General features: G+C 64.8%; 23 protein-coding genes. 11 read left to right on the top strand and 12 right to left on the bottom strand.

Annotation, left to right across the window (positions count from 1 at the left end; genetic code table 11):
- Positions 1 to 333 precede the first annotated feature (333 nt).
- Together CVO77_RS01775 and CVO77_RS01770 are read left to right on the top strand one after the other, a co-directional pair.
- Entirely contained in the window at positions 334 to 1,614 is a 1,281-nt protein-coding gene (locus CVO77_RS01775) for an SAM-dependent methyltransferase (RefSeq protein WP_105997620.1), read from the top strand.
- A 17-nt stretch (positions 1,615 to 1,631) separates the two neighbouring features.
- Entirely contained in the window at positions 1,632 to 2,816 is a 1,185-nt protein-coding gene (locus CVO77_RS01770; RefSeq protein ID WP_106000566.1) for a serine hydrolase domain-containing protein, read from the top strand.
- Positions 2,817 to 2,957: 141 nt separating this feature from the next.
- On the opposite strand, the gene CVO77_RS01765 is transcribed toward CVO77_RS01770, so the two are convergent.
- From CVO77_RS01765 to purF, 3 genes are read right to left on the bottom strand one after another with little or no spacing between them, the layout of a single operon-like run.
- Positions 2,958 to 3,344: a hypothetical protein gene (locus CVO77_RS01765; RefSeq protein ID WP_105997619.1), complete on the bottom strand. Its 387-nt coding sequence runs from the start codon at positions 3,342 to 3,344 to the stop codon at positions 2,958 to 2,960.
- A 59-nt stretch (positions 3,345 to 3,403) separates the two neighbouring features.
- Positions 3,404 to 4,138: an SDR family NAD(P)-dependent oxidoreductase gene (locus CVO77_RS01760; RefSeq protein WP_105997618.1), complete on the bottom strand. Its 735-nt coding sequence runs from the start codon at positions 4,136 to 4,138 to the stop codon at positions 3,404 to 3,406.
- A gap of 4 nt (positions 4,139 to 4,142) precedes the next feature.
- Entirely contained in the window at positions 4,143 to 5,600 is a 1,458-nt protein-coding gene (gene purF, locus CVO77_RS01755; RefSeq protein WP_105997617.1) for an amidophosphoribosyltransferase, read from the bottom strand.
- Positions 5,601 to 5,742: 142 nt separating this feature from the next.
- Here purF and hisI point away from each other — a divergent pair, with 142 nt between their 5' ends.
- The 5 genes from hisI (at position 5,743) to CVO77_RS01730 (ending at position 10,564) form a co-directional block, all read left to right on the top strand.
- Complete coding sequence (gene hisI, locus CVO77_RS01750; RefSeq protein WP_105997616.1) at positions 5,743 to 6,117, top strand: phosphoribosyl-AMP cyclohydrolase; 375 nt, start codon at positions 5,743 to 5,745, stop codon at positions 6,115 to 6,117.
- The gene (locus CVO77_RS01745; RefSeq protein ID WP_242446066.1) at positions 6,104 to 6,649 is read left to right on the top strand and encodes a hypothetical protein; all 546 of its coding nucleotides are present in this window, start codon (positions 6,104 to 6,106) and stop codon (positions 6,647 to 6,649) included. Before hisI ends, CVO77_RS01745 begins: the two co-directional genes overlap by 14 nt.
- 66 nt (positions 6,650 to 6,715) lie before the next feature.
- Positions 6,716 to 7,147, top strand: a complete 432-nt coding sequence (locus CVO77_RS01740) for a MerR family transcriptional regulator (protein ID WP_105997614.1) — start codon at positions 6,716 to 6,718, stop codon at positions 7,145 to 7,147.
- Positions 7,148 to 7,212: 65 nt separating this feature from the next.
- Positions 7,213 to 9,015 carry an acyl-CoA dehydrogenase C-terminal domain-containing protein gene (locus tag CVO77_RS01735; protein ID WP_105997613.1) on the top strand — a complete coding sequence of 601 codons (1,803 nt, stop codon included), beginning with the start codon at positions 7,213 to 7,215 and terminating at the stop codon, positions 9,013 to 9,015.
- A gap of 37 nt (positions 9,016 to 9,052) precedes the next feature.
- A complete protein-coding gene (locus tag CVO77_RS01730; RefSeq protein ID WP_242446065.1) occupies positions 9,053 to 10,564 on the top strand; it encodes a phospholipase D-like domain-containing protein in 1,512 nt (503 codons plus the stop codon).
- Here CVO77_RS01730 and CVO77_RS01725 read toward each other — a convergent pair.
- The 6 genes from CVO77_RS01725 to CVO77_RS01700 are packed head-to-tail and all read right to left on the bottom strand — an operon-like array spanning position 10,561 to position 16,298.
- Positions 10,561 to 11,412, bottom strand: a complete 852-nt coding sequence (locus CVO77_RS01725) for an HpcH/HpaI aldolase/citrate lyase family protein (RefSeq protein ID WP_105997612.1) — start codon at positions 11,410 to 11,412, stop codon at positions 10,561 to 10,563. The two genes, CVO77_RS01730 and CVO77_RS01725, sit on opposite strands and share 4 nt — an antisense overlap.
- Positions 11,412 to 11,864 (bottom strand): MaoC family dehydratase, encoded by a 453-nt coding sequence (locus CVO77_RS01720; protein WP_105997611.1) that lies wholly within the window; start codon positions 11,862 to 11,864, stop codon positions 11,412 to 11,414. The genes CVO77_RS01725 and CVO77_RS01720 overlap by 1 nt, the downstream gene beginning before the upstream one ends.
- A 2-nt stretch (positions 11,865 to 11,866) precedes the next feature.
- A complete protein-coding gene (locus CVO77_RS01715; protein ID WP_105997610.1) occupies positions 11,867 to 12,325 on the bottom strand; it encodes a GNAT family N-acetyltransferase in 459 nt (152 codons plus the stop codon).
- Positions 12,322 to 14,160 carry an acetyl/propionyl/methylcrotonyl-CoA carboxylase subunit alpha gene (locus CVO77_RS01710; protein WP_105997609.1) on the bottom strand — a complete coding sequence of 613 codons (1,839 nt, stop codon included), beginning with the start codon at positions 14,158 to 14,160 and terminating at the stop codon, positions 12,322 to 12,324. The genes CVO77_RS01715 and CVO77_RS01710 overlap by 4 nt, the downstream gene beginning before the upstream one ends.
- Positions 14,157 to 14,681 carry a hypothetical protein gene (locus CVO77_RS20955; RefSeq protein ID WP_146130801.1) on the bottom strand — a complete coding sequence of 175 codons (525 nt, stop codon included), beginning with the start codon at positions 14,679 to 14,681 and terminating at the stop codon, positions 14,157 to 14,159. The genes CVO77_RS01710 and CVO77_RS20955 overlap by 4 nt, the downstream gene beginning before the upstream one ends.
- A 3-nt stretch (positions 14,682 to 14,684) precedes the next feature.
- The gene (locus CVO77_RS01700) at positions 14,685 to 16,298 is read right to left on the bottom strand and encodes a carboxyl transferase domain-containing protein (protein ID WP_105997607.1); all 1,614 of its coding nucleotides are present in this window, start codon (positions 16,296 to 16,298) and stop codon (positions 14,685 to 14,687) included.
- A 146-nt stretch (positions 16,299 to 16,444) separates the two neighbouring features.
- Between CVO77_RS01700 and CVO77_RS01695 the strand changes: the two genes are divergently transcribed.
- Entirely contained in the window at positions 16,445 to 18,532 is a 2,088-nt protein-coding gene (locus tag CVO77_RS01695; protein ID WP_106000564.1) for a M13 family metallopeptidase, read from the top strand.
- Positions 18,533 to 18,623: 91 nt separating this feature from the next.
- Here CVO77_RS01695 and CVO77_RS01690 read toward each other — a convergent pair whose 3' ends face one another.
- Genes CVO77_RS01690 through CVO77_RS01680 form a run of 3 tightly spaced genes read right to left on the bottom strand, consistent with a single transcriptional unit; the run spans position 18,624 to position 20,415 of the window.
- Complete coding sequence (locus CVO77_RS01690) at positions 18,624 to 18,902, bottom strand: hypothetical protein (RefSeq protein ID WP_105997606.1); 279 nt, start codon at positions 18,900 to 18,902, stop codon at positions 18,624 to 18,626.
- Positions 18,899 to 19,249, bottom strand: a complete 351-nt coding sequence (locus CVO77_RS01685) for a hypothetical protein (protein ID WP_105997605.1) — start codon at positions 19,247 to 19,249, stop codon at positions 18,899 to 18,901. The genes CVO77_RS01690 and CVO77_RS01685 overlap by 4 nt, the downstream gene beginning before the upstream one ends.
- A complete protein-coding gene (locus tag CVO77_RS01680) occupies positions 19,246 to 20,415 on the bottom strand; it encodes an isovaleryl-CoA dehydrogenase (protein WP_105997604.1) in 1,170 nt (389 codons plus the stop codon). Before CVO77_RS01680 ends, CVO77_RS01685 begins: the two co-directional genes overlap by 4 nt.
- A 102-nt stretch (positions 20,416 to 20,517) precedes the next feature.
- Here CVO77_RS01680 and CVO77_RS01675 point away from each other — a divergent pair, with 102 nt between their 5' ends.
- The 3 genes from CVO77_RS01675 to cysN are packed head-to-tail and all read left to right on the top strand — an operon-like array spanning position 20,518 to position 24,309.
- Positions 20,518 to 21,420: a LysR family transcriptional regulator gene (locus CVO77_RS01675; RefSeq protein ID WP_105997603.1), complete on the top strand. Its 903-nt coding sequence runs from the start codon at positions 20,518 to 20,520 to the stop codon at positions 21,418 to 21,420.
- Entirely contained in the window at positions 21,407 to 22,408 is a 1,002-nt protein-coding gene (gene cysD / locus CVO77_RS01670; RefSeq protein ID WP_275541962.1) for a sulfate adenylyltransferase subunit CysD, read from the top strand. The genes CVO77_RS01675 and cysD overlap by 14 nt, the downstream gene beginning before the upstream one ends.
- Positions 22,408 to 24,309, top strand: coding sequence for a sulfate adenylyltransferase subunit CysN (gene cysN / locus CVO77_RS01665; RefSeq protein ID WP_105997601.1), 1,902 nt, complete (start codon positions 22,408 to 22,410; stop codon positions 24,307 to 24,309). Before cysD ends, cysN begins: the two co-directional genes overlap by 1 nt.
- Position 24,310: the final 1 nt, after the last annotated feature.

Raw genomic sequence — 24,310 nt, 5'->3', positions numbered from 1 at the left:
GAAGACGAGGGGCTCTGCCGAGCGGCGTCGAGGCCGGAACGCTGGACTTCTCGCTTCCCCGGAACGGGCCGCTCGTCTTCGCTCGGGAAACGGGGCGAGTCAGATGTCGTGCCGTTTGCTCTGGCGCGAAGGCACGACGCGGGCGGGCGCCCGCCACCGTCTCCATCCCGAACGATCGCGCCTTCGCGGATCGCGCGCAACGCGGAAACAGGCCCGCGCGTTACCCGTCCAGCGCGGCCGCATGCCCCCGCTTTGCGGGCTTGTGGTGGGTGACGTCATGACGGCGCGCGCGGCCGATTGTCAGGATGCTGCTTTTGCGGCAGGAAGGCGATAATGAACACGCATGTCAGCCCCCGCCGCGGCAAGAAGCTGCTCCGCGCCGACCGGGCGTTTCGCTCGGGGGGCGCACTGGCGCGGCTGATGGCGCTGGCGCCGGCACGCTTCTTTCATCGCCAGCTCGACCGGATCGACACCGGGCTCGCGCAGGGAACGCTCGAAGGCCATCTGCCCGACGGCAGCGTGCGCATCCTCGGCGGGCGCGGCAAGGGGCCGACGGCGGTCGTCCACCTCAAGAGCTGGGCGGCGCTGGTCCGGCTCGCGCTGTCGGGATCGGTGGGCTGGTATCGCGCCTGGGACATGGATGAATGGGATTCGCCCGATCCGGTGCCGCTGTTCGACCTGTTCATGCGCAACGGCGAGGCGCTCGGCGATGCCGGGCGGTCGCGCGGGCCGCTGCGCTGGTTCCACCGCGCCGCGCATTTCCTCAACCGCAACAGCCGGGCGGGCGCGCGCCGCAACATCCACGCGCACTACGACCTCGGCAATGATTTCTATCGACTGTGGCTCGACACCGGGATGAGCTATTCGAGCGCGCTCTTCGCCGACCCCGATCAATCGCTGGAAGAGGCGCAGGAGGCGAAGATCGACGCGATCCTCGACCGGCTCGATCTGCGATCGGGCGGGCGGTTGCTCGAAATCGGCTGTGGCTGGGGCGCGCTCGCCGAACGCGCGGTCGAACGGCACGATGTCCTCTATGTCGGGATCACCCTGTCGCCGTCGCAGGCCGAGATCGCCGACCAGCGCCTGCACGCGGTCGATTTGTCGGGCCGGTCGCGGGTCGAGCTTTGCGATTATCGCGACGCCGAAGGCCCCTATGACGCGATCGCCAGCGTCGAGATGGTCGAGGCGGTGGGGCAGGCCTATTGGCCCGCCTATCTCGACGCGATCGCGCGGCTTTTGCGGCCCGGCGGGCGCGCCGCGATCCAATATATCCTGATTAGCGATGCCTTGTTCGAACGCTATGCGGCGAGCATCGATTTCATCCAGGCCTATATTTTTCCGGGCGGCTGCCTGATGTCCGAAAGCCGCTTTCGCGCACTGGCCGAGGAGCGGGGGCTCGCGTGGCGCGACGTGCGCCGCTTCGGCGCCGACTATGCCGAGACGCTGCGCCAGTGGCGCGAGCGCTTCGACGCGGCGGTGGCGGGCGGGACACTGCCCGCGGGCTTCGACGAGCGTTTCGTGCGGCTCTGGCGCTATTATCTGCAATATTGCGAGGGGGGCTTTCGTGCCGGCGGCATCGACGTCGCGCAGGTGACCCTGGAAAAGACGATCTGAAAACAGGGGAGAGGATGATGCAAAGATTTTGGGCGGCCGTGCTGCTGTGCACGGCGACGGCGGGGCTTGCCGGTCCCGCGACGGCGCAGACCGCCGACACCATTTCCCAGAAGCTGCCGGAGGATTTGAACGTGCTGTTTTGGACCCAAGACCAGCGTGACGCCGCCTTTCGCACGATGGAGAACGTCCCCAAGGTCGTCGTCCACACGGTCAAGGCGGGCGACCCGGTCTATCCGCTGCCCGAGGGCCAGCCGATCGATCTTGGCCTCGACGTCGATGCCTATATGGCGGAACAGCGCAACGCGGGGCTGATCATCGTTCAGGACGGCAAGGTCCGGCTCGAAAAATATGCGCTCGGCTATGGCGCGGCGGGTCGCTGGACGAGTTTCTCGGTCGCCAAGAGTTTCACCTCGACGCTCGTCGGCGCGGCGGTGAAGGATGGTTCTATCAAGAGCCTCGACGACAAGGTGACCGTCTATATCCCCGGCCTGCGCGGCTCGGCCTATGACGATGTCAGCGTGCGGCAGCTGCTGACGATGACGTCGGGGATCAAGTGGAACGAGGATTATACCGATCCCAAGTCCGACGTCGCGCAGTTCAATCTGCAAAAGCCGGTCGCCGGCGAGGATATCACCGTCAGCTATATGAAGACGTTGCCGCGCGAGGCGCCCGCGGGGTCGAAATGGGTCTACAAGACCGGCGAGACCAATTTGATCGGCGTGCTGGTGTCGAGCGCGACGGGCAAGACGCTGTCCGACTATCTGTCCGAAAAGGTCTGGAAACCGTTCGGCATGGAGCAGGATGCGGTATGGATGCTCGGGCCGACGGGGCATGAGATCAGCGGTTGTTGCCTGTCGGCCAGTCTCAAGGATTATGCGCGGTTCGGCGAGTTCATCCTGAACGGCGGCGTCGCGGGCGGGCAGAAAGTGGTGCCCGACGACTGGCTGCCGGCGGCGACGACGAAGCAGGCCGATATCGACCTTCCGGGGCGTGGCTATGGCTATCAATGGTGGACCAATGACGACGGCAGCTTCGCCGCGCAGGGCATTTTCGGGCAGGGCATCTTCATCGATCCCGCGCGCAAGCTGGTGATCGCGTCGAACGGCAACTGGCCGACCGCGACCGATCCCGAAGGCGTCGGCAAGGCGCGCGAGGCCTTTTACAAGGCGGTGCAAGCGGCGGTGGACCGGGAAGCGAAATAAGACGGCTAGAGCATCGCGCCCATAAATATACACCGTTTGCCCTGAGCTTGTCGAAGGGCCGTTCTTCCTTCTGCGTCGCAGGAAGAAGAACGGTGCTTCGACAAGCTCAGCACGAACGGATGTAGGTGATGCTATTCTCTACTAGGCCTCGACGGCGCCCGCCGCGCGCTGAGCGATCCACGCCGCGGCGAGCGGGACCAGGACGCCCAGTGCCATGATCCACCAGCTATCCGAAAAATCGGCCGCGCTATAGAGCGCCGCGCCGACGACCGCGCCGGCGACGACCCAGCCGGGGCCGCTGCCGCCCGCAACGCGCATCGCAAGCCATGCGCCGCCGAAGGTTCCGACGAACCAGCCGACGATCAGCGCGATCGTCGAACCCAGCGGAATCAGGATTTCACCCGTGTCGACATCATATTCGGCGGGAGCGATCTCGCTGCCGGCATATTGCGCCAGCCAGAGCAGAGCGAAGGCGACGATGATGCCGATCGCAGCCGCCATCGCCCAGCGCAGGATGTTGCTTTTCATTTCGATGCCTTTGCCAACCCGGATATGCCCGCAATTGGCACAGAGTTGCAAAGATCGCGTTAAGCGTCCAGCATCACTTTGGGCAGGGCGTGGAACGCGGTGCTGTCGAAACCCTCGACCATCATCCCGGCCACGAATTCGCCGACCGCTTCGGGCCCCTTGATGCTGTGCGGATCCTCGCCGGGATAGGCGCGCGCGCGCATCTGGGTGCGGGTGCCGCCGGGGTCGAGGATCGCGGTGCGGACGCCCGAGATATTGCGCATTTCGGCGCCATAGCTGGTCACCAGGGTTTCGAAGGCCGCCTTCGATGCGGCGTAGGCGCCCCAATAAGCCCGCGGATTCCGCGCGACGCCGCTCGACAGCGCGAGCAGGCGGCCGCTCGTCGCGCGGCGCAGCAGCGGGTCGAAATTGGCGATCAGCGCCTGCTGCGCGATCAGGTTCAGGGTCAGCAGGCGGTTGAATTCCTTGCCGTCGATCGCCGCGACCGGAGTCAGCGTGCCGAGCATCGCGGCATTGAGGACGAGCATGTCGAGCTTTTTCCAGCGCTCGGCCATGGCGCTGGCAAGGCGCGCGATGCTGTCGCCGTCGGTGAGGTCGAGCGGCGCGATCGTCGCGCTGCCGCCCGCTGCGTGAATCCGATCCTCGAGCGCCTCGAGCCCGCCCGCGGTGCGCGCGGTGATCACGACATGCGCGCCGCGCGCCGCGAGCGATTCGGCAACCGCTTCGCCGATGCCACGGCTCGCCCCGGTGACGAGCGCGACCTGGCCCGCCAATTCTTCAGATCTCATGGTCATGTGGTCAGACAACTCGTTCGGCAAGCAGCGAAAACTGGTCGTCGATGCTGTTCTCGTCGAAATCGGTCAGCGTCGTCGGATAATCGCCGGTGAAGCAGGCGTCGCAATATTGCGGGCTGTCGTCGGCGCGCTTCGCTTCGCCGAGCGCGCGATAGAGGCCGTCGATGGTGAGGAAGGACAGGCTGTCGGCGTTGATGAAATTCGCCATCTGTCCGACCGTCATCTGCGCGGCGAGCAGCTTTGCGCGTTCGGGCGTATCGACGCCATAAAAGCAGCTATGCTGGGTCGGCGGGCTCGCGATCCGCATGTGGATCTCGGCGGCACCGGCGTCGCGCATCATCTGCACGATCTTGAGGCTGGTCGTGCCGCGCACGATCGAATCGTCGATCAGCACGACGCGCTTGCCCGCGATCAGCGCGCGGTTGGCATTGTGTTTCAGCTTGACGCCAAGATGGCGGACCTTGTCGCCCGGCTGGATGAAGGTGCGGCCGACATAATGCGAGCGGATGATGCCAAGTTCGAACGGAATGCCCGATTCCTGCGCATAGCCGATCGCCGCCGGGGTTCCCGAATCGGGGACCGGGATGACGAGGTCGGCGTCGACCGGATCTTCGCGCGCGAGTTCGGCGCCGATCGCCTTGCGCACCGAATAGACGCTCGTCCCGTCGACGATCGAATCGGGGCGCGAGAAATAGACATATTCAAAGATGCACGGGCGCGCGGCGCGCTCGGCGAAGGGGTGATGCGAGGTCAGTTCGCCGTCGCGGATGATCACCAGCTCGCCGGGCTCGACCGACCGGACGAATTCGGCCCCGACGACGTCGAACGCCACGGTTTCGGAGGCCAATATATAGGCGTCGCCCAGCTTGCCGAGGACGAGCGGGCGAATGCCGAGCGGGTCGCGGCACCCGATCATGCCCTCGGCGGTCAGGCAGATCAGCGAATAGGCGCCCTCGACCTGTTTCAGCGCATCGATGAAGCGGTCGAGCAGGGTGCGATAATTGGACGTCGCGACCAGATGAATGATCACCTCGGTATCGCTGGTCGACTGGAAGATCGATCCGCGGCGGACGAGAATCTTGCGAAGCGCGGTCGCGTTCGAGATATTGCCGTTGTGGGCGATCGCGAAACCGCCGGTCGCCAGGTCGGCGAACAGCGGCTGGACGTTGCGCAGCGCGGTTTCGCCCGTCGTCGAATAGCGGACATGGCCGATCGACGAGGTGCCGGCGAGCTGACGCATGATGTCGTCGCGGTCGAAATTCCCCGCGACATGGCCCATCGCGCGGTGGGTGTGGAATTCCTTGCCGTCGAAGCCGGTGATCCCCGATGCTTCCTGTCCGCGGTGCTGGAGCGCGTGCAGCCCGAGCGCAACCACTGCGGCGGCGCTTTCGGCGCCGTGGATGCCAAAGACGCCGCACTCCTCGTGGAGCTTGTCGTCATCGAAAGGATGCGTCGTCAGCATGTCGATCCAGGAGCAGGGGGGAACCTGCCGCGCATATAGGGAGGCTTGTTCCAAATGTCGCCCCCCATCTTCATACTATTGTCACGAAGCCGCGTCGCGGGTGGGGTGACAGCGGCCCCGGTCCTGCTCTAAAGCGTGGCACATGGACAGGGCCAGCGACGAAACCGACCGCTTTTTACCGCGCTTCGATGCCGCGGGCCTCGTCACCGCGATCGTCACCGACGCCGACTCCGGCGGGCTGTTGATGGTCGCGCATATGAACGCCGATGCGATCCGGCTGACGCAGCAGACGGGAGCGGCGCATTTCTGGTCGCGCTCGCGCCGGTCGCTGTGGCGCAAGGGCGAGACGTCGGGCAACGGCCTGACGCTCGTCGAGATGCGCGTCGATTGCGACCAGGATGCGCTGCTGCTGCGGGTCCGGCCCGCAGGACCTGCCTGCCACACCGGGCGCCGTTCCTGCTTCTATCGCCGGGTCGAGACGGATGGGTCGCTGACTTTCCCCGATGACGATGCCTGATCGCCGCGCCGCCTGGCTGATCCTGCCGCTTTTGCTTGCCGGTTGCGACCGGCCGGCGGCTGACCGCGCGAACAGCGATATCGATGCGAGCAATCCGCTCGAGATCGCGGCGCGCGAGCGCGGCGTCGTTCGCCCCGATACGGCGACGCCCACCGGGGTGTTCGAGCGGACTCACGAATTGGGGCGCGATGCGATGTGCGCGGTGCCCGACGGGGCGGGCCGCTGGCGCTTTGCGGTCACCGCGGCCTTTGGTCCCGGCCTGCGCTGCACCGCGCGCGGCACGATGACGAGCGAGAGCGAAGGCTGGCGCCTGCACTTTGCCGGTGTCGAGGGCTGCGAGATGCTGGTGCGCGAGGAAGAGGACGAGCTTCGCCTGCCCGGAAAGCTGCCGCCGCAATGCGCGAGCCTGTGTCCCGCGCGCGCCTCGCTCGCCGGGCTCGACCTGCCGCGCGCGAGTTGGTCCGGGGAGGATGCGAAACGCTTGCGTATCCTTGATGGGGACGGCAATAATATCGCGCTCTGCGAGGGCTGAGTGCCGCCGATTCTCCGTCGCTCCACCAGCCTTGACGTTCACGTCAACGGAAACTATCCTCGCCCCATGACCGAAGAATACGGCCACGCCCATATCGACACGCCCGATCACCTCGGTCGCGACCAGTTCAGCATCACCGATCTGTCGACCGAATTCGGGGTCACGGCGCGCGCGCTGCGTTTCTATGAGGACGAGGGGCTGATCAGCCCCTCGCGCCGCGGCTTGTCGCGCATCTATTCCAAGCGCGACCGCGCGCGGCTGGCCTGGATATTGCGCGCGAAGCGCACCGGTTTCAGCCTTGCCGACATTCGCGAGATGATCGACCTTTACGACGTTGGCGACGGGCGCAAGACCCAGCGCCAGGTGACGATCGAAAAGTGCGAGCAGCGCATAGCGCTGTTGCAGCGCCAGCGCGACGACATCGATAGCGCCGTCGACGAACTGACACGGTTCATCGATATGGTGAAAAAGGTTGAGACGGCCCGCAAAGCACGCTGAGCTTTCGGTCCTGGCCTCCCCGGGCGAGATGTTTGCCAACCCTTTGATTTTCGGAAAGACGAGTCATGCCCGCTTATCGCGCCCCCGTCCAAGATACGCTGTTCCTGCTCAACGATGTGCTCGGGATCGAACGCTATGCGGCGCTTCCGGGGTTCGCCAATGCCTCGCCCGACATGGTCGAGGCGGTGCTGACCGAAGCGGCCAAATTCTGCGAGGAAGTGCTGTTCCCGATCAACTATTCGGGCGATCAGCAAGGTTGCACGCGCCATGACGACGGGTCGGTGACGACCCCGGAGGGGTTCAAGCAGGCCTATCAGGCCTATTGCGAGGCCGGTTGGACGCTGTTGACCCAGCCCGAGGAATTCGGCGGACAGGGCCTGCCGCACGTCGTCGGCTTTCCGGTCGAGGAATATCGCATGGCGGCGAACCAGGCCTTCGCCATGTATCCGGGGCTGACCCAGGCGGCGGTCGCGGCGATCCTCGTCAAGGGATCGGACGAGCAGAAGGCCATCTATGCGCCGCGGATGATCTCGGGCGAATGGGGCGGGACGATGAACCTGACCGAGCCGCATTGCGGCACCGACCTTGGCCTGATCCGCACCCGCGCGGCGCCGAACGGTGACGGCAGTCATGCAATCACCGGAACCAAAATCTTCATCTCGTCGGGCGAGCATGACCTGACCGACAATATCATCCACCTCGTCCTCGCCAAAACCCCCGACGCGCCCGACAGCGTCAAGGGCATCTCGCTGTTCATCGTGCCCAAGTTCCTGGTGAACGCCGACGGTTCGCTGGGGGAACGCAACACGCTGTCGTGCGGATCGATCGAGCACAAGATGGGCATCCATGCCAATGCGACCTGCGTCATGAATTATGACGGTGCGAAGGGCTGGATGGTCGGCGAGGAGAATAAGGGCCTCGCCGCGATGTTCGTGATGATGAACGCCGCGCGTTTGGGGGTCGGCATCCAGGGGCTGGGGCAGGCCGATATCGCCTTCCAGAACGCGGTCCAATATGCGCAGGACCGCCGCCAGGGCCGTGCGCTGACCGGGCCGCAGGATCCGCAGGAAAAGGCGGACCCTCTGTTCGTCCATCCCGACGTGCGCCGCATGCTGATGGACGGCAAAGCGGTGGTCGAGGGGCTGCGCGCGCTCTGCCTGTGGGGCGCGCTTCAGGTCGACCTCGCGCATGTCGCCGAGAGCGAGGAGGAACGCCAGCGCGCCGACGACCTTGTCAGCCTGCTCACTCCGGTGATCAAGGGCTATGGCACCGACAAGGGGTTCGAGGTCGCGGTGAACGCGCAGCAGGTCTTCGGCGGCCACGGCTACATCGAGGAACAGGGCATGAGCCAATATGTCCGCGATGCCCGCATCACGATGATCTATGAAGGCGCGAACGGCGTACAGGCGATGGACCTCGTCGGCCGCAAACTCGCGCAGAACGGCGGCCGCGCGATCCAGACCCTCTTCGCGATCGTCGATGAGGAATGCGCCGCCGCCAAGTCCAGGCCCGCCTTCGCCGATTTCGCGGGCCGCCTCGAAAAGGCGAATGGCGAACTCAAGGCGGCGACGATGTGGTTCATGCAGAATGGCATGACCAACCCGAACAATGTCGGCGCCGGCGCGCATCATTATATGCATATCGCCGGCATCGTCGCGCTGGGCCTGATGTGGCTGCGCATGGCCGAGGCAGCGCAGACGGCGCTCGACGAAAAGCGCGGCCGCCAGGATTTTCTGGAGGCGAAGATCGTCACCGCGCGCCACTTCGGCGAACGCTTCCTCCCCGACGCGGGGGCGCTGCGCCGCAAGATCGAGGCGGGCAGCGAGGCGATGATGGCGCTGACGCCCGAACAATTTTTCGCCGCTTGATCCCGGCGCGCAACCATTGCCGCCGCCATGCGTGGGGATGGCGATGGGGAGCGACCTGAAACCGATCGTCATAGCGGGCCGCAATTGCTGGCGGATCGAGCGCGCCGACAAGGCACGGATGATTGTCGATGCCGCCGATTATTATGCGCTGCTCGAGCGGTTGATGGCCGATGCGAAGGAACGCATTCTGCTGATCGGCTGGGATTTCGATCCGCGCATCGCGTTGAAGCCCGACGAACAGGGAAGGGGCCAGCCGCTCGGCGCCTATCTGCTTGGCCTCGCAAAGGCTCGCCCCGATCGCGACATCGACATCCTCCGCTGGAATTTCGGCGGGCTCAAGCAATTTGCGATGCCGCGGATCGTCACGATGATCCTGCGCTGGAAGATCACGCGCTCGATCCGTTTCCGGCTCGACAGCGCGCATCCGGTCGGGTGCAGCCATCATCAAAAGGTCGCGGTGTTCGACGATCATCTGGCGGTTTGCGGCGGCATCGATGTCGGCGCGTGCCGCTGGGACACGCGCGACCACCTCGACGGCGACCCGCGCCGCACCGCGCCCGGCGGCAAGGCCTATATGCCATGGCACGACAGCACGATGATCGTGGCGGGCCCGGTGGGCGGCGCGCTCGCCGAACTCGGCAACGAGCGGTGGCAGCGCGCGACGAAGAAGGGGCTGCGCGAATTGCACGGCAAGGGGGAGAATTGGCCCGACGACCTCGAGCCCGATTTCGAAGGCGTCGATGTCGCCATTTCGCGCACCCGTGCAGCCTATGCGGAATGGGACGAAATTCGCGAGATCGAGCAACTCTATCTCGACATGATCGCGGGCGCCAAAGGCTTCATCTATTTTGAAAATCAGTATTTTTCCTGCGGCAAGATCGCGGCGGCGATCGCCGAACGGCTGGAGGAGGATGACCCGCCCGAATTTGTCGTGGTCATGCCCGAAACCGCCGACGGCTGGCTGGAACAAAAGGCGATGGACGGCGCCCGGGTCAAGCTGGTGCGCGCGATCGCCAAGGCGCGGCATGGCGATCGGCTGCGTATCTATGTTCCGCGGACCGCGGCGGGCGAAGCGATCTATGTCCATGCCAAGACGGCGGTGGTCGATGACCGGCTGATCCGTGTCGGGTCGTCGAACATGAACAATCGGTCGATGGGGCTCGACAGCGAATGCGATGTGACGATCGACGCCGCATTGCCCGCCAACCGCGATGCCGGACCGGCGATCGCGCGGCTGCGCGAATCGCTGATTGCCGAACATCTGGGGGTCGAGGCCGCCGATGTGGCGCGCGAATTTGCGCGCACCGGATCGCTGATCGCGACGATCGAGGCGTTGCAGGGCAACGGGCGCACGCTCGAATTGCTCGATCTCGTCAGCCCCGGCCCGCTCGACGACTTCATCGCCGACAATGAATTGCTCGACCCCGCAAGCCCTGACGCGATGTTCGAGGGTTTCGCCCAGCGCGGGCTGAAAAAAAGCTGGAATCGCGGCAAAGGCTGGATGAAGCGGCACCGGCCGTTCGGGCGGAAGAAGCGAAGCGCGCCTTAATCCGCCAGCGACAAGATGTGCTGCGCCTGCTTGAGATGCGGCGCATCGACCATCTTGCCGTCGATCTGCAACACCCCGACGCCCGGATTGGCGGCGAAGGCATCGACGATCGCCTGCGCGCGCACGACCTCTTCGGCGGCGGGGGTGAAGGCCGCGTTGATCGGCGCGACCTGCGACGGATGGATCGCCATCATGCCGGTGAACCCGTCGCGGCGCGCGCGCGCGGCATAGGCGGCGAGCCCCGCCGCGTCCTTGATCGCCGGAAACACCGTATCGATCGCCGCGACCCCCGCGCCATGCGCCGCGAACAGCGTGAGCGCGCGCGCGACCTCATAGGGCGATGTATAGCTGCCGTCTTCGTGCCGGCTCGCTGTTGCACCGATCGCGGCGGGCAGGTCTTCGGCGCCCCAGGTGAGCCCGAGCAGGCGATCCTTCGCCTCGCGATAGCTGCCGAGCGTGAAGATCGCCGCCGGGGTTTCGGTCGCGATCGGCAGGATCGGCGGCAGCGACGCATCGCGCGCGGTTTCGCTGCGCAATATGGTATCCAGTTGCGCGACGCTCGATGCGCCCTCGGCCTTGGGGAGCATGATCGCATCGGGCCGCGCCGCCGCGATGGCAGCGACGTCGGCGGCGGTCATATGCCCGTCGAGCGGGTTGACCCGCACCAGCGTCACGACCTCGCGGTCGCCCAGCAGATATTCGGCCACCGCGGCGCGCGCGGCGTCCTTGTTCGCAAGCGCCACCGAATCCTCCAGGTCGAGGATGATCGCATCGGCGCCCGACGCGGCGGCCTTGGCGAAGCGTTCGGGGCGGTCGCCGGGGACGAAGAGCAATGAACGGAGGCGCATCAGACGTCCTTCTTCTTGATCAGCGCCGAGCGTTCGCACTGGCAGACGATCTCGGCCCGCTGGTTGATGCAGCGGTGCAGGAAAGTGACGATACCCGCATTGGGCCGCGACCTGGACTCTTTCAGGCCGATGATCTCGGTCTCGGCGCGCAGCGTATCGCCGATGAACACCGGCTTCGGCATGACGAGCTTGTCATACCCCAGGTTCGCGACGAGCGTGCCGAGCGTCGTGTCGCCGACCGACAGCCCGACCATCAGGCTGAAAGTGAAGGTCCCGTTGACGAGAATCCGCCCGAATTCCGATGCCTTCGCCGCCTCGACATCGAGGTGCAAGGGCTGCGGATTGTGCGTCATCACCGTGAACAGCAGATTGTCGGTCTCGGTCACCGTGCGGCGGATGTCGTGGGCCAGCGTCTCGCCGATCTGCCACTCGTCGAAAAACTTGCCTGCCATCTTCAATCCCTCAAATGCAATTTCATGCCGACATGACTCTGCACAAAGCCGAGCCGGGCGTAAAAGCGATGCGCGTCGGTGCGTGTAGCCGACGAAGTGAGCTGGACAAGCTTGCAATCGCGCGCACGGCATTGCTCAACCGCCCACAGGATCATCTGCTCGCCGAGTCTTTGCCCGCGCAGATCGGCGGCGATGCGCACCGCCTCGATCAGTCCGCGCCAGCTTCCGATGAAGGAAAGCCCCGGTAGGAAGCTCAGTTGCATGGTCCCGACGATGCGGCCGTCCAGCTCGGCCGCGATCAGGCGCTGGTTCGGGTCGGCGTCGATCGCCTCGAACGCCGCCAGATAGCGCGGGTCCGACGGGTCGGCCTCGCGTCCGGGCGGGATCACATCCCCGGCGAGCATCGCGAGGATCGCCGGAAGGTCCGCTGCCATTGCGTCGCGCAGGATGAGGCCGCTCATTCGGCCGCCTCGATCTTCGCGAGCAGCGCTTCGACCTGCACCTGCGCGCCCGCGATGGCATTGAGCTGCGCGACGACGCCGTCGAACGGCGCGGTCAGACTATGCTCCATCTTCATCGCTTCGAGCGTCAGCAGCTTCTGACCCTTGATCACCTTATCGCCCGCCGCCACCTCGACGGCAATGACCTTGCCCGGCATCGGCGACAGGATCGCGCCGTCGCTGGCGCCGCCGCCGGTCCCGCCAGCGGCGCGCCAGGGCGTGAGCTGCCAGACCGCGCCGCTTTCGGCGACCAGCATCGCCGGGGCGGGCTCCTCGGCGCCGGGACCGTGCAGCGTCACATCGACGCGCTTTCCGTCAAGCAGGAAGGGGGCGATGCGCACATCGGGCGCGTTGAGACGAAAGCCCGCTTGCAGCGACCGCGGAACCAGCGCCATCGCGGCATCGGTCAGCGCATGGTCGGACGGCATCGGCGCGGCGGTCATCGCCTCGCCGTCGCGGCCGATCAGCCCGGTGTCCACGGTGCCGGCAACGAAGTCAGGATGGTCGAGCGCGGCGATCAGGAAGGCCGAATTGCTCTTCACCGGCCAGATCGCGCTGTCCTCCAGCATCTCCGACAGCATTTCGCGCGCTTCTTCGCGGTCCTCGCCATAGGCGATGACCTTCGCGATCATCGGGTCATAAAAGGGCGATACCTCGGCCCCTTCATAGACGCCGGTGTCGATGCGGCCGAGATGCTCGGGAAACTGGAACAGCTCGAGCGTGCCGATGCTCGGGAGGAAGCCCTTGGCGGGATCTTCGGCATACAGCCGCGCTTCCATCGCCCAGCCGTTGATCGCGAGTTGGTCCTGCGTCAGCGGGATCGGTTCACCCGATGCGACGCGAAGCTGCCATTCGACCAGATCGACGCCGGTGATCTCCTCGGTCACCGGATGCTCGACTTGCAGGCGCGTGTTCATTTCCATGAACCAGATGCGGTCGGCGCGCAGGCCCTCGCTGGCGTCGGCGATGAACTCGATCGTCCCGGCGCCGACATAGTCGACCGCCTGCGCCGCGCGCACCGCGGCGGCGCAAAGCGCTTCGCGCGTCGCTTCGTCCATGCCGGGGGCAGGGGCTTCCTCGATCACCTTCTGGTGGCGGCGCTGCAGCGAGCAGTCGCGTTCGAACAGGTGGACGACATGGCCGTGGGTGTCGCCGAACACCTGCACTTCGATATGGCGCGGGGTCAGGATATATTTCTCGATCAGCATATGATCGTTGCCGAAGGACGCCGCGGCCTCGCGCTGGCACGAGGCGAGCGCGTCGATGAAATCGCCCGCCGCATCGACCTTGCGCATCCCCTTGCCGCCGCCGCCGGCGACTGCCTTGATGAGGACGGGGTAGCCGATTTTAGCCGCCTGTTCGGCGAGGAAGGCGGGGTCCTGATTTTCGCCCATATAGCCGGGGGTCACGGGGACGCCCGCGTCGGTCATCAGCTTCTTAGCTGCGTCCTTCAGCCCCATCGCGGTGATCGAGGAAGGCTTGGGTCCGACCCACACGAGCCCGGCGTCAGTGACGGCCTGCGCGAACTCGGCATTTTCGGAGAGGAAGCCGTAGCCGGGATGGATCGCTTGGGCGCCGGTCGTCTTGGCGGCGGCAATGATTTTCTCGCCCACCAGATAGGATTCACGCGCCGGCGACGGCCCGATATGCACCGCCTCGTCGGCTTCCCGCACATGCAGCGCCTTGGCGTCGGCGTCCGAATAGACCGCAATGGTGCGGATGCCCATCTCGCGCGCGGTGCGGATGATGCGGCAAGCGATTTCGCCACGATTGGCGATGAGGAGCGAGGTGATCATTGCTTCTTTCTTTCGATTTCTTGTCGCTTCACATCTTGCGCTTTCTTCCATTCCACATCCGATCCGAAATGCCGGCTGGACAATGTTTCGCGGATAAGCACACGCCATTGGCCGTTCCGCCTTTCGCAAACATATCGAAACTCGTTGACGCTATAAGGGCCAGCATTTTCGTAACCGCCATCGAATCCAAGATATTGAGCTTTCGATTTCTCGAAGGTGACAATAATCGCCCGGTTTCTGGACACTTCGGTGCTACGGAAAATCAGCGTCGAGTCATATTGTATACCCAAACCTGCGGTGGGCACTTCTTTGAAAGATCTTGTTTCTTTCCCTCTGCCGTCGGGTTTATCTCCGACGATCGTGCCATCAGGCCACCATGTTCGGATGATTGCGTCCCAGTTTTTGGCGTCATAGGCATCACGCAAATAACTAATCACTGCCTTAGGACTGTTTTGAGCAACCCTCGCCTCGGCGACGGCAGGCAGGCAAATTAAAGTTCCGAGAAGGACCAGCACCTTCATCTCTCACATCCTGAACACGCCGAACCCGCGGTCCTCGACCGGGGCGTTCAGCGTTGCGGTGAAGGCCAGGCCGAGCACATCGCGGGTCTGCGCGGGGTCGATGATGCCATCGTCCCATAGGCGCGCGGTCGCGTGATAGGGGTTGCCTTCATCCTCATATTTCTGGCGGATCGGGGCCTTGAACGCCTCGGCTTCCTCGGGCGTCCATTTGTCGGCGTCGCGGTGGACCGTCGCCAGCACCGACGCCGCCTGTTCGCCGCCCATCACGCTGATCCGCGCATTGGGCCAGGTGAAGAGGAAGCGCGGTGAATAAGCGCGCCCGCACATGCCGTAATTGCCCGCGCCGAAGCTGCCGCCGATCAGCACGGTGATCTTCGGCACCGTCGCGGTCGCGACCGCGGTGACCAGCTTCGCGCCATGCTTGGCGATGCCCTCGGCCTCATATTTGCCGCCGACCATGAACCCCGAAATATTCTGGAGGAAGAGCAGGGGGATGCGTCGCTGCTGCGCGAGTTCGATGAAATGCGCGCCCTTGACCGCGCTCTCGCTGAACAGCACGCCATTGTTGGCGAGGATCGCGACCGGGATGCCCCAGATATGCGCGAAGCCGCAGACGAGGGTGCTGCCGTACTGCGCCTTGAACTCGTGAAACTCGCTGGCGTCGACGAGGCGCGCAATGACTTCGTGCACGTCGTAGGGCGCGCGGACGTCCTGTGGGATGATGCCGTAGAGGTCTTCCGCGTCATATTTGGGTGGGCGCGGTTCCCTCATGCCGATGGGTGTCTCGACTTCGCTCGACACGAACGGACCGGAGAGGTGGCTCATGATGTCCCTGACGATCGTCAGCGCATGTTCGTCATTCTCGGCGAGATGATCGACGACCCCCGACTTCTTCGCGTGCAGGTCGCCGCCGCCCAGATCCTCGGCGCTGATCTCTTCGCCGGTCGCCGCTTTGACCAGCGGCGGCCCGGCGAGGAAGATCGTGCCCTGCCCCCGCACGATCACCGTCTCGTCGCTCATCGCGGGCACATAGGCGCCGCCGGCGGTGCAGCTTCCCATCACGCAGGCGATTTGCGGGATGCGCTTTGCCGACATATTCGCCTGGTTGAAGAAGATACGCCCGAAATGGTCGCGATCGGGAAACACCTGATCCTGGTGCGGCAGGTTCGCGCCGCCGCTGTCGACGAGATAGATGCAGGGCAGGCGGTTCGCCTCGGCGATTTCCTGCGCGCGCAGATGCTTCTTGACCGTCAGCGGATAGTAAGTGCCGCCCTTCACCGTCGCATCGTTGCAGACGATCATCGCCTGCCGCCCCGACACGCGGCCGATACCGGCAATCATCCCGGCGCCGGGAATTTCGCCTTCATAGAGGCCACCCGCCGCGAGTTGCCCGATCTCGAGGAACGGAGACCCCGCGTCGAGCAATCGTTCGACGCGCTCGCGTGGGAGCAGCTTGCCGCGGCTGGTGTGCCGCTCGCGCGACTTCGCGTTGCCGCCGAGCGCCGCTTCGGCGACCCGCGCGTAAAGCTCGTCGCGAAGGCCGCGATTGTGCGCGGCATTGGCGCGGAACGCATCGCTGTCGCTATTCATCATCGTGCCCAGAACAGGTGCGCTCACGTCTCAAACTCTCCCGCTGATATGTGCGGGACTAGCCCGCCGCTCGTCGATTGCATAGGACCGCACGCCGAAAATGGTTGGCATTGAAACCAGATCGTCACAGGCCTATGCCCCTCGCATATCCCCACGAAAGCAAGGTTTGCCTCATGAAAAAGACCGTCTTCGCCATCCTGCTGTCCACCGCCGCGATCGTCGCGGGGCCTGTCGCCTGCTCGAAGGGCGGCGACAAGGCCGCAGCGACCTACACCGTCGGCACCGAACTCGGCATCAGCAAGGACGCGATGGATACGAGCGTGAAGCCCGGCGACGATTTCTATGCCTATGCCAATGGCAATTGGCAAAAGACGACCGCCATTCCGGCGGATCGCTCGTCGATCGGCGCTTTCTATATCGCTTTCCTCGAGACCGAGAAGCGCACGCGCGAACTGGTTGACGCGATCGTCAAGAGCGGCGGCGATCCCAAGACCGACGACGGCCGCATCGCCGCTTTCTACAACGCCTATATGAACACCAAGGCGATCGACACCGCGGGGATGAAACCGGTCGCGGCCGACCTCGCGCGCTTCGCGGCGATCACCGACAAGGCCTCGCTGTCGAAGGTGCTGGGCGAGCAGACCCGCGCCGACGTCGATCCGCTCAACGCGACCGATTTCAACACCGAAAATCTGTTCGGCATCTTCGTGACCCAGGGTCTCGCGACCCCCGGCGATGTCATTCCCTATATGCTGCAGGGCGGCCTCGGTCTGTCCGAGCGCGAATATTATCTGTCCGCCGACCCCAAGATGGCGACGATCCGCACCCAATATCAGGCCTATATCGCCAAGCTGCTGACCGCCGCCGGACAGCCCGATGCCGAGGCCAAGGCGAAGCGGATCTATGACCTTGAGGTCAAGATCGCGAAGGCGCACGCGAGCCGCGAGGAGAGCGAGGATTTCGCCAAGTCGGCGGGGGTCTGGACGAAGGATGACTTCGCGAAGAAGGCGCCCGGCATCGACTGGGACGCCTATCTGGCCGCCGCCGGGCTCGACAAGGCGGCGAAGTTCGGCGCCTATCACGCCAAGGCGATTACCGGCCTGTCGGCGCTTGTGGCGTCGGAGCCGCTCGATACGTGGAAGGACTGGCTGGCGTTCCACCAGATCAACAGCCACACCGACGTGCTGCCGACCGCGCTCGATAATGCGCATTTCGCTTTTTACGGCACGACGCTTTCGGGCACACCGCAGCAGCGCAGCCGTGACAAGCGTGCGCTCGACGCGCTGAACACCGACCTCGGCGACGCGGTCGGCCGCGTCTATGCCGAGAAATATTTCCCGGCGTCGGCAAAGGCTGAGGTCGGCGACATGGTGACCGGCATCAAGGCGGCGTTCGCCAAGCGCGTCAACGCGATCGACTGGATGGCCCCCGAAACCAAGAAGGAAGCGATCAAGAAGGTCGAGACGATCGTCGTCGGCGTCGGCTATCCCGAGACGTGGCGCGATTATGGCAGCTACACCGTCAGCGCCGACAACGCCTACGCCAACGAAATCGCCGGCGACAAGGCCGAATATGCCCATCAACTCGCCAAGATCGGTAAGCCGATGGACAAGGCCGAATGGTGGATGACGCCGCAGACGGTCAACGCCGTCAACCTGCCGGTGCAGAATGCGCTGAACTTCCCCGCCGCGATCCTCCAGCCGCCCTTCTTCAACGCCGCCGCCGACCCGGCTTATAATTATGGCGCGATCGGCGCCGTCATTGGGCATGAGATCAGCCACAGCTTCGACAATAATGGTGCGGCCTTCGATTCGACCGGCGCGCTGCGCAATTGGTGGACCGCGGCGGACCTCAAGAAGTTCGAGGAAGCCGGCACGGCGCTGGCCGCGCAGTTCGATACCTACAAGCCGTTCCCCGATCTCGCGGTGAACGGCAAGCTGACGCTGGGCGAGAATATCGCCGACGTTGCGGGGCTGCAGGCCGCTTACGATGCGTACCACGCCTCGCTCGGCGGCAAGGATGCGCCGGTGATCGACGGTTTCACCGGCGACCAGCGCTTCTTCATCGCCTATGCGCAGACCTGGGCGACCAAGATGCGCGACGAAGCGCTGCGCGCGCGCATCGCGACCGACGGTCACGCGCCGGGCATGTACCGCGCGCTCACCGTCCGCAATCTCGACGCCTGGTACAAGGCGTTCGACGTCAAGCAGGGCGACAAACTCTACCTCGCGCCCGACAAGCGCGTGCGGGTGTGGGGGTAATCTAAACCCGACATTGCGAGCGGCGAAGCGACGCGGCAATTCAGAGCGGGCGGTCGCCGCTCTGGATTGCTTCGCTTCGCTCGCAATGACATCAATCATGGGAGGCTTGTCGGGCTGTCGGCTTCTTCCGGATCAAATGGCTGTAGACGCCGACGCAGTTGATGCAGAGCAGCGCGACATTCTGCCAGCCGATGCCTTCGCTGTCGGGTTGCAGGAATCCCCAGACGATCAGCGCGAGGCTGCTCGTCACGAAGATCACGAACGCCCAGCCGTTCCACCGCTCGCCAAGATTGAGCGAGACGAGCAGCGCCGCGAGCGTCGCGGCAGCGGCGCCATAATATTGCAGCGCGTCGAGCAGAGCGTCGCTCACGACAGGCCGCCGATCAGCGCGAACAGGCCCGCCGCGCTCAGCACCGGCCAGGCGATGTGGCGGCCCTTCGTGTAAATCGCGTTGAACGATCCTGTCGCGAGCCAGGCCGCGCCGATGACGGCCAGCAGCCCCTTTGGCGCGCCGGGCCAACTCACCGCCGCTGCCGAAACGAGCATCAACACCGCGGTCGCATGCCAGGCGAAGCGAAGAATCCGGCGGGTCAGCGCATCGGCCAACAGGCCGTCGCCGCTCCGCAGTAACGGCACGATCAGGCGCCGATAGCCAAGCACCGAATGCACCAGCGCTGCCGCCACCATGCAGGCGGACGACAGGCCGAGCCAGATCACGCGCCGGCGCCGATCAGTTCGCGGCCGATCAGCATGCGGCGAATCTCGTTCGTCCCCGCGCCGATGTCGAGCAGCTTGGCGTCGCGCCAATAGCGTTCGACCGGCCAGTCCCTGGTATAGCCCGCACCGCCCAGCGCCTGGATCGCCTCACCCGCGACCTTCACCGCATTCTCGCTCGCCAACAATATACAGCCCGCGGCGTCGAAGCGCGTCGTCTGACCAGCGTCGCACGCCTTGGCGACGTTATAGACATAGGAACGCGCCGACTGGAGCATCACATACATGTCGGCGACCTTCGCCTGCATGAGCTGGAACGATCCGATCGGCTTGCCGAACTGCCGACGCTCGCGGACATAGGGAATGACGGTGTCGAGGCACGCCTGCATGATGCCGAGCTGGAGCCCGGCAAGCACGACGCGCTCATAATCGAGTCCCGACATCAGCACGCCGACGCCGCCATTTTCGGGGCCCATGACCTGGTCTTCGGATATTTCGCAATCGGTAAAGACAAGCTCGGCGGTCGGCGAGCCGCGCATGCCGACCTTGTCGATCTTTTGCCCGATGGCGAACCCCGGCATGTCCTTTTCGATCAGGAAGGCGGTGATGCCGCGCGATCCGGCTTCGGGGCTGGTCTTGGCGTAGACGACCAGTGTATCGGCGCAGGTCGCGTTGGTAATCCAGAATTTGGTGCCATTGAGAAGGAAGCGGTCGCCCTTTTTCTCGGCCTTCAGCTTCATCGAGACGACGTCGCTGCCCGCGCCCGCTTCGGACATGGCGAGGCTGCCGACATGCTCGCCGCTGATCAGCTTGGGCAGATATTTCGCCTTCTGTGCGGCATTGCCCCAGCGGCGGATCTGGTTGACGCACAGGTTCGAGTGCGCGCCATAGCTGAGCCCGATCGCGCCCGAAGCCCGCGACACTTCCTCGACCGCGATGACATGCTCGAGATAGCCGAGGCCAAGTCCCCCATATTCTTCCTCGACGGTGATGCCGTGCAGCCCGAGATCGCCCATCCGCGTCCATAGCTCGTCGCGCGGGAACCAGTCGTCGGCGTCGGCCCTGGCGGCGAGCGGGGCGATCTGTTCGTCGGCAAAGCGGGCGGTGGTCTCGCGGATCATGTCGGCGGTTTCGCCGAGCGCGAAATCGAAATCGGGGGTAGCGCGCATGGATGGACCTATCGATCGAGGGCAGGGCGGTGCCGCGATAGTGCATCAAATTTCCGACATATGGAAATTGAAATGAAAGTAGATTCATCATAAGAAAAATTGATGATAAAGCGCGCTCATATCCGTCAGTTTCTCGCCGTCGTCGATGCCGGCAGCTTCACCCAGGCGGCGCACCGCATCCGCGTCACCCAGCCGGCGCTCTCGACCGGGATCGCCGAGCTGGAACGGTTGGTCGGCACGCCGCTGTTCATCCGCAACCGCCGCCAGATCCGGCTGACCGAGGCGGGCGGCGGCTTCCTGCCCATCGCGCGCGATCTCGAGCGCGGCTTTCGCGCCGCCGACGGTTTCGGCCGCGACGACCAGCGGCAGGCGAGCGAGCTCAAATTCGGGGTCATCCGGTCGGCGCCGGGTGAATTGTTGCAGGCGATCGTCGCGGCGCTGCGACCGGGTTTTTCGATCGAGCTTGTCGAAAACAGCGATTCCGAACTGCGCGCCGCGCTCGGCAGCGGCCGCATCCACATGGCGCTGCTCGCGCTGCGGTCGGATGAGTGCGGCGACCATGTGCGACCGCTCTATGCCGAACCGCTGGCGATGTTCATCGCGTCGGATCATCCGCTCGCGGGACGGATCGAAGTCGACCCCGAGGAACTCGCCGCCGAAACGATGATCGCGCGGCGGTCGTGCGAATTTCTCGACGCGACGAGCCGTTTCTTCACGCGCCACGGGGTTCGCCCACGCTTTGCGCTGCGCAGCGAAAGCGACGAACGCTGCCTGCGCATGGTCGCGGCGGGAATCGGAATCACCACCGCGCCGGTGTCGCTCGCAATCGACGGCATCGTCCCGCTGAAGGTCGCGGGCTATGATTTCCACCGCGCGCTGGGGCTGGTCGTCGATCCTGCATGGAGCGGGCTGTCCGAGGTCGCGCCACGGCTGGCCCATGCATTCGAAACGATCGGCGCGATCGCGGCCGACTGGCAGCGGCTGAAGGTCGATGCCGCGGCATGAGCCTGCGCCTCACAAGTCTGGCTTGCAGCGCCAAAAGCCCATACAGCTTGCCCGCCGCGCGGCGCGGCGGCAAGGGCAGGACATGACCGATACGCTGACCCATCTCGACCGGCTGGAGGCCGAGAGCATTCATATCATGCGCGAAGTGATGGCCGACGCCGCGCGGCCTGTGATGCTGTACAGCGTCGGCAAGGACAGCGCGGTGATGCTGCATCTGGCGCGCAAGGCCTTTTATCCTTCGCCGCCGCCGTTTCCGCTGCTCCATGTCGATACGACGTGGAAATTCCGGGCGATGTACGAGTTGCGCGACCGCATGGCGCGCGAGAGCGGCATGGAATTGCTCGTCTATCAGAACCCCGAAGCCAAGGAGCGCGGGATCAATCCGTTCGATCACGGGCCCTTGCACACCGATATGTGGAAGACCGAGGGGTTGAAGCAGGCGCTCGACCTTCACGGTTTCGACGTCGCCTTCGGCGGTGCGCGGCGCGACGAGGAAAAGAGCCGCGCGAAGGAACGCATCTTCTCCTTCCGCACCGCCTCGCACGGCTGGGACCCGAAGCAGCAGCGGCCCGAACTGTGGAACCTCTACAACGCGCGCAAGGCGAAAGGCGAGAGCATCCGCGTTTTTCCGATCTCGAACTGGACCGAACTCGACATCTGGCAATATATCGCGCGCGAGAATATCCCGATCGTCCCGCTCTATTTCGCCGCGCGACGTCCGACGGTGGAGCGCGACGGATTGCTGCTGATGGTCGATGACGACCGCTTCCCGCTGCGACCCGGCGAGGTGCCGGTGGAGCGCTCGGTGCGCTTCCGCACGCTTGGCTGTTACCCGCTGACCGGCGCGGTCGAGAGCGAGGCGGCGACCTTGTCCGACGTCATCCAGGAAATGCTGCTGACGACGACGAGTGAGCGCCAGGGCCGGGCGATCGACAAGGACGCCGGCGACGGGTCGATGGAGAAGAAGAAGCAGGAGGGATACTTCTGATGACCGATCCCATCTATGTCACCGACGCGCTGATTGCCGAGGATATCGACGCCTATCTCGCGCAGCATGAGAAGAAATCGCTGTTGCGCTTCATCACCTGCGGATCGGTCGACGACGGCAAGTCGACGCTGATCGGGCGGCTGCTCTACGACAGCAAGATGATCTTCGAGGACCAGCTTGCCGCGCTCGAAGCCGACAGCAAGCGGGTGGGCACGCAAGGCGGCGAGATCGACTTTGCGCTGCTCGTCGACGGTCTCGCCGCCGAGCGCGAGCAGGGGATCACGATCGACGTCGCGTACCGCTTTTTCACCACCGAAAAGCGCAAGTTCATCGTCGCCGACACGCCGGGGCACGAACAATATACGCGCAACATGGTCACCGGCGCCTCAACCGCCGACCTGGCGGTGATCCTGGTCGACGCGCGCAAGGGCGTGCTGACCCAGACGCGCCGCCACAGCTTTCTCGCGCACCTGCTCGGCATCAAGCATATCGTGCTGGCGGTGAACAAGATGGACCTTGTCGATTACGACAAGGCGGTGTTCGAGCGTATCCTGCTCAGCTATCGCGCCTTTGCGAGCGAGATCGGGATCACCCATTTCACCGCGATTCCGATTTCGGGGTTCAAGGGCGACAATATCACCGGCCTTTCGGACAACACGGCCTGGTTTCAGGGGCCGACGCTGATCGCGCATCTGGAAGGTGTCGAAGTTGCCGCGCAGAGCGACATCGAAAAAGAATTTCGTATGCCGGTTCAATGGGTTAATCGTCCTGATCTTGATTTCAGGGGATTTTCCGGGCTGATCGCGGGCGGGCGTGTTGCGCCCGGCGACCCGGTTCGCATCCTGCCGGGCGGCAAGACGACGACCGTCGCGCGCATCGTCACGCTGGACGGCGACCTCGACCAGGCGGGCGCGGGTCAGTCGGTGACATTGACCCTGGCCGACGAGATCGACTGCTCGCGCGGCGACGTGATCGCGGCGGCCGACGCGCCTCCGCAAGCCGCCGACCAGTTCGAGGCGACGCTCGTCTGGATGGCCGACGAGGCGATGATTCCGGGCCGCGCCTATTGGTTGAAGCTCGCGACGCAGAGCGTTTCGGCGACGGTGCAGGCGCCGAAATATGAGATCAACGTCAACACGCTCGATCATCTCGCGGCGAAAACGCTCGACCTCAATGGCATCGGCGTCGTCGAACTGTCGACCGACAAGCCGATCGTGTTCGAATCCTATGCCGACAATCGCACGCTCGGTGGCTTCATCCTGATCGACAAGCTGACCAATGCGACGGTCGCGGCGGGGATGCTGCACTTCAGCCTCCGCCGCGCGCAGAATGTCCATTGGCAGGCGACCGACATCGACCGCGACATGCGCGCGGGGCTGAAGAATCAGCGGCCCGCGCTGCTCTGGTTCACCGGGCTGTCGGGGTCGGGCAAGTCGACGATCGCCAATCTGGTCGAGAAGAAGCTGCACCGGATGAACCGGCACAGCTTCCTGCTCGACGGCGACAATGTCCGGCACGAGCTCAACCGCGACCTGGGGTTCACCGAAGCCGACCGGATCGAGAATATCCGCCGCGTCGGCGAGGTCGCCAAGCTGATGACCGATGCCGGGCTGATCGTGATCACCGCCTTCATCTCGCCGTTCAAGGTCGAACGCGACATGGTGCGATCGATGCTGCCCGAGGGCGAGTTCGTCGAGATCTTCATCGACACCCCGCTCGCCGAAGCCGAGCGCCGCGACGTCAAGGGCCTCTATAAAAAGGCGCGCGCGGGCCAGCTCAAGAATTTCACCGGGATCGACAGCCCCTATGAGGCGCCGGAGAGTCCCGAAATCCGTATCGACACCACCGCGATGACGCCCGATCAGGCGGCGGATATGATCGTCGATCGCCTGCTGGGATAAT

It is taken from the genome of Sphingopyxis lindanitolerans, assembly GCF_002993885.1.
GTDB classification, from domain to species: domain Bacteria; phylum Pseudomonadota; class Alphaproteobacteria; order Sphingomonadales; family Sphingomonadaceae; genus Sphingopyxis; species Sphingopyxis lindanitolerans.
The sequence above is the reverse complement of the archived record's forward strand: the minus strand, read 5'-3'. Positions and strand labels throughout refer to the sequence as shown.

Excerpts from the sequence above, each read along its gene's own strand:
- purF (WP_105997617.1), bottom strand. The coding sequence starts at position 5,600 with ATGCTGACGACGCATCCTTTCGATGACGACAAGCTCCACGAGGAGTGC.
- CVO77_RS01770 (WP_106000566.1), top strand. The coding sequence starts at position 1,632 with ATGCAAAGATTTTGGGCGGCCGTGCTGCTGTGCACGGCGACGGCGGGG.
- CVO77_RS01745 (WP_242446066.1), top strand. The coding sequence starts at position 6,104 with ATGACGATGCCTGATCGCCGCGCCGCCTGGCTGATCCTGCCGCTTTTG.
- CVO77_RS01725 (WP_105997612.1), bottom strand. The coding sequence starts at position 11,412 with ATGCGCCTCCGTTCATTGCTCTTCGTCCCCGGCGACCGCCCCGAACGC.
- cysN (WP_105997601.1), top strand. The coding sequence starts at position 22,408 with ATGACCGATCCCATCTATGTCACCGACGCGCTGATTGCCGAGGATATC.
- CVO77_RS01675 (WP_105997603.1), top strand. The coding sequence starts at position 20,518 with ATGATAAAGCGCGCTCATATCCGTCAGTTTCTCGCCGTCGTCGATGCC.
- CVO77_RS01720 (WP_105997611.1), bottom strand. The coding sequence starts at position 11,864 with ATGGCAGGCAAGTTTTTCGACGAGTGGCAGATCGGCGAGACGCTGGCC.
- CVO77_RS01735 (WP_105997613.1), top strand. The coding sequence starts at position 7,213 with ATGCCCGCTTATCGCGCCCCCGTCCAAGATACGCTGTTCCTGCTCAAC.
- CVO77_RS01695 (WP_106000564.1), top strand. The coding sequence starts at position 16,445 with ATGAAAAAGACCGTCTTCGCCATCCTGCTGTCCACCGCCGCGATCGTC.
- CVO77_RS01730 (WP_242446065.1), top strand. The coding sequence starts at position 9,053 with ATGGCGATGGGGAGCGACCTGAAACCGATCGTCATAGCGGGCCGCAAT.
- CVO77_RS01775 (WP_105997620.1), top strand. The coding sequence starts at position 334 with ATGAACACGCATGTCAGCCCCCGCCGCGGCAAGAAGCTGCTCCGCGCC.
- CVO77_RS01680 (WP_105997604.1), bottom strand. The coding sequence starts at position 20,415 with ATGCGCGCTACCCCCGATTTCGATTTCGCGCTCGGCGAAACCGCCGAC.
- CVO77_RS20955 (WP_146130801.1), bottom strand. The coding sequence starts at position 14,681 with ATGAAGGTGCTGGTCCTTCTCGGAACTTTAATTTGCCTGCCTGCCGTC.
- CVO77_RS01760 (WP_105997618.1), bottom strand. The coding sequence starts at position 4,138 with ATGACCATGAGATCTGAAGAATTGGCGGGCCAGGTCGCGCTCGTCACC.
- CVO77_RS01765 (WP_105997619.1), bottom strand. The coding sequence starts at position 3,344 with ATGAAAAGCAACATCCTGCGCTGGGCGATGGCGGCTGCGATCGGCATC.
- hisI (WP_105997616.1), top strand. The coding sequence starts at position 5,743 with ATGGACAGGGCCAGCGACGAAACCGACCGCTTTTTACCGCGCTTCGAT.
- CVO77_RS01715 (WP_105997610.1), bottom strand. The coding sequence starts at position 12,325 with ATGAGCGGCCTCATCCTGCGCGACGCAATGGCAGCGGACCTTCCGGCG.
- CVO77_RS01740 (WP_105997614.1), top strand. The coding sequence starts at position 6,716 with ATGACCGAAGAATACGGCCACGCCCATATCGACACGCCCGATCACCTC.
- cysD (WP_275541962.1), top strand. The coding sequence starts at position 21,407 with ATGCCGCGGCATGAGCCTGCGCCTCACAAGTCTGGCTTGCAGCGCCAA.
- CVO77_RS01710 (WP_105997609.1), bottom strand. The coding sequence starts at position 14,160 with ATGATCACCTCGCTCCTCATCGCCAATCGTGGCGAAATCGCTTGCCGC.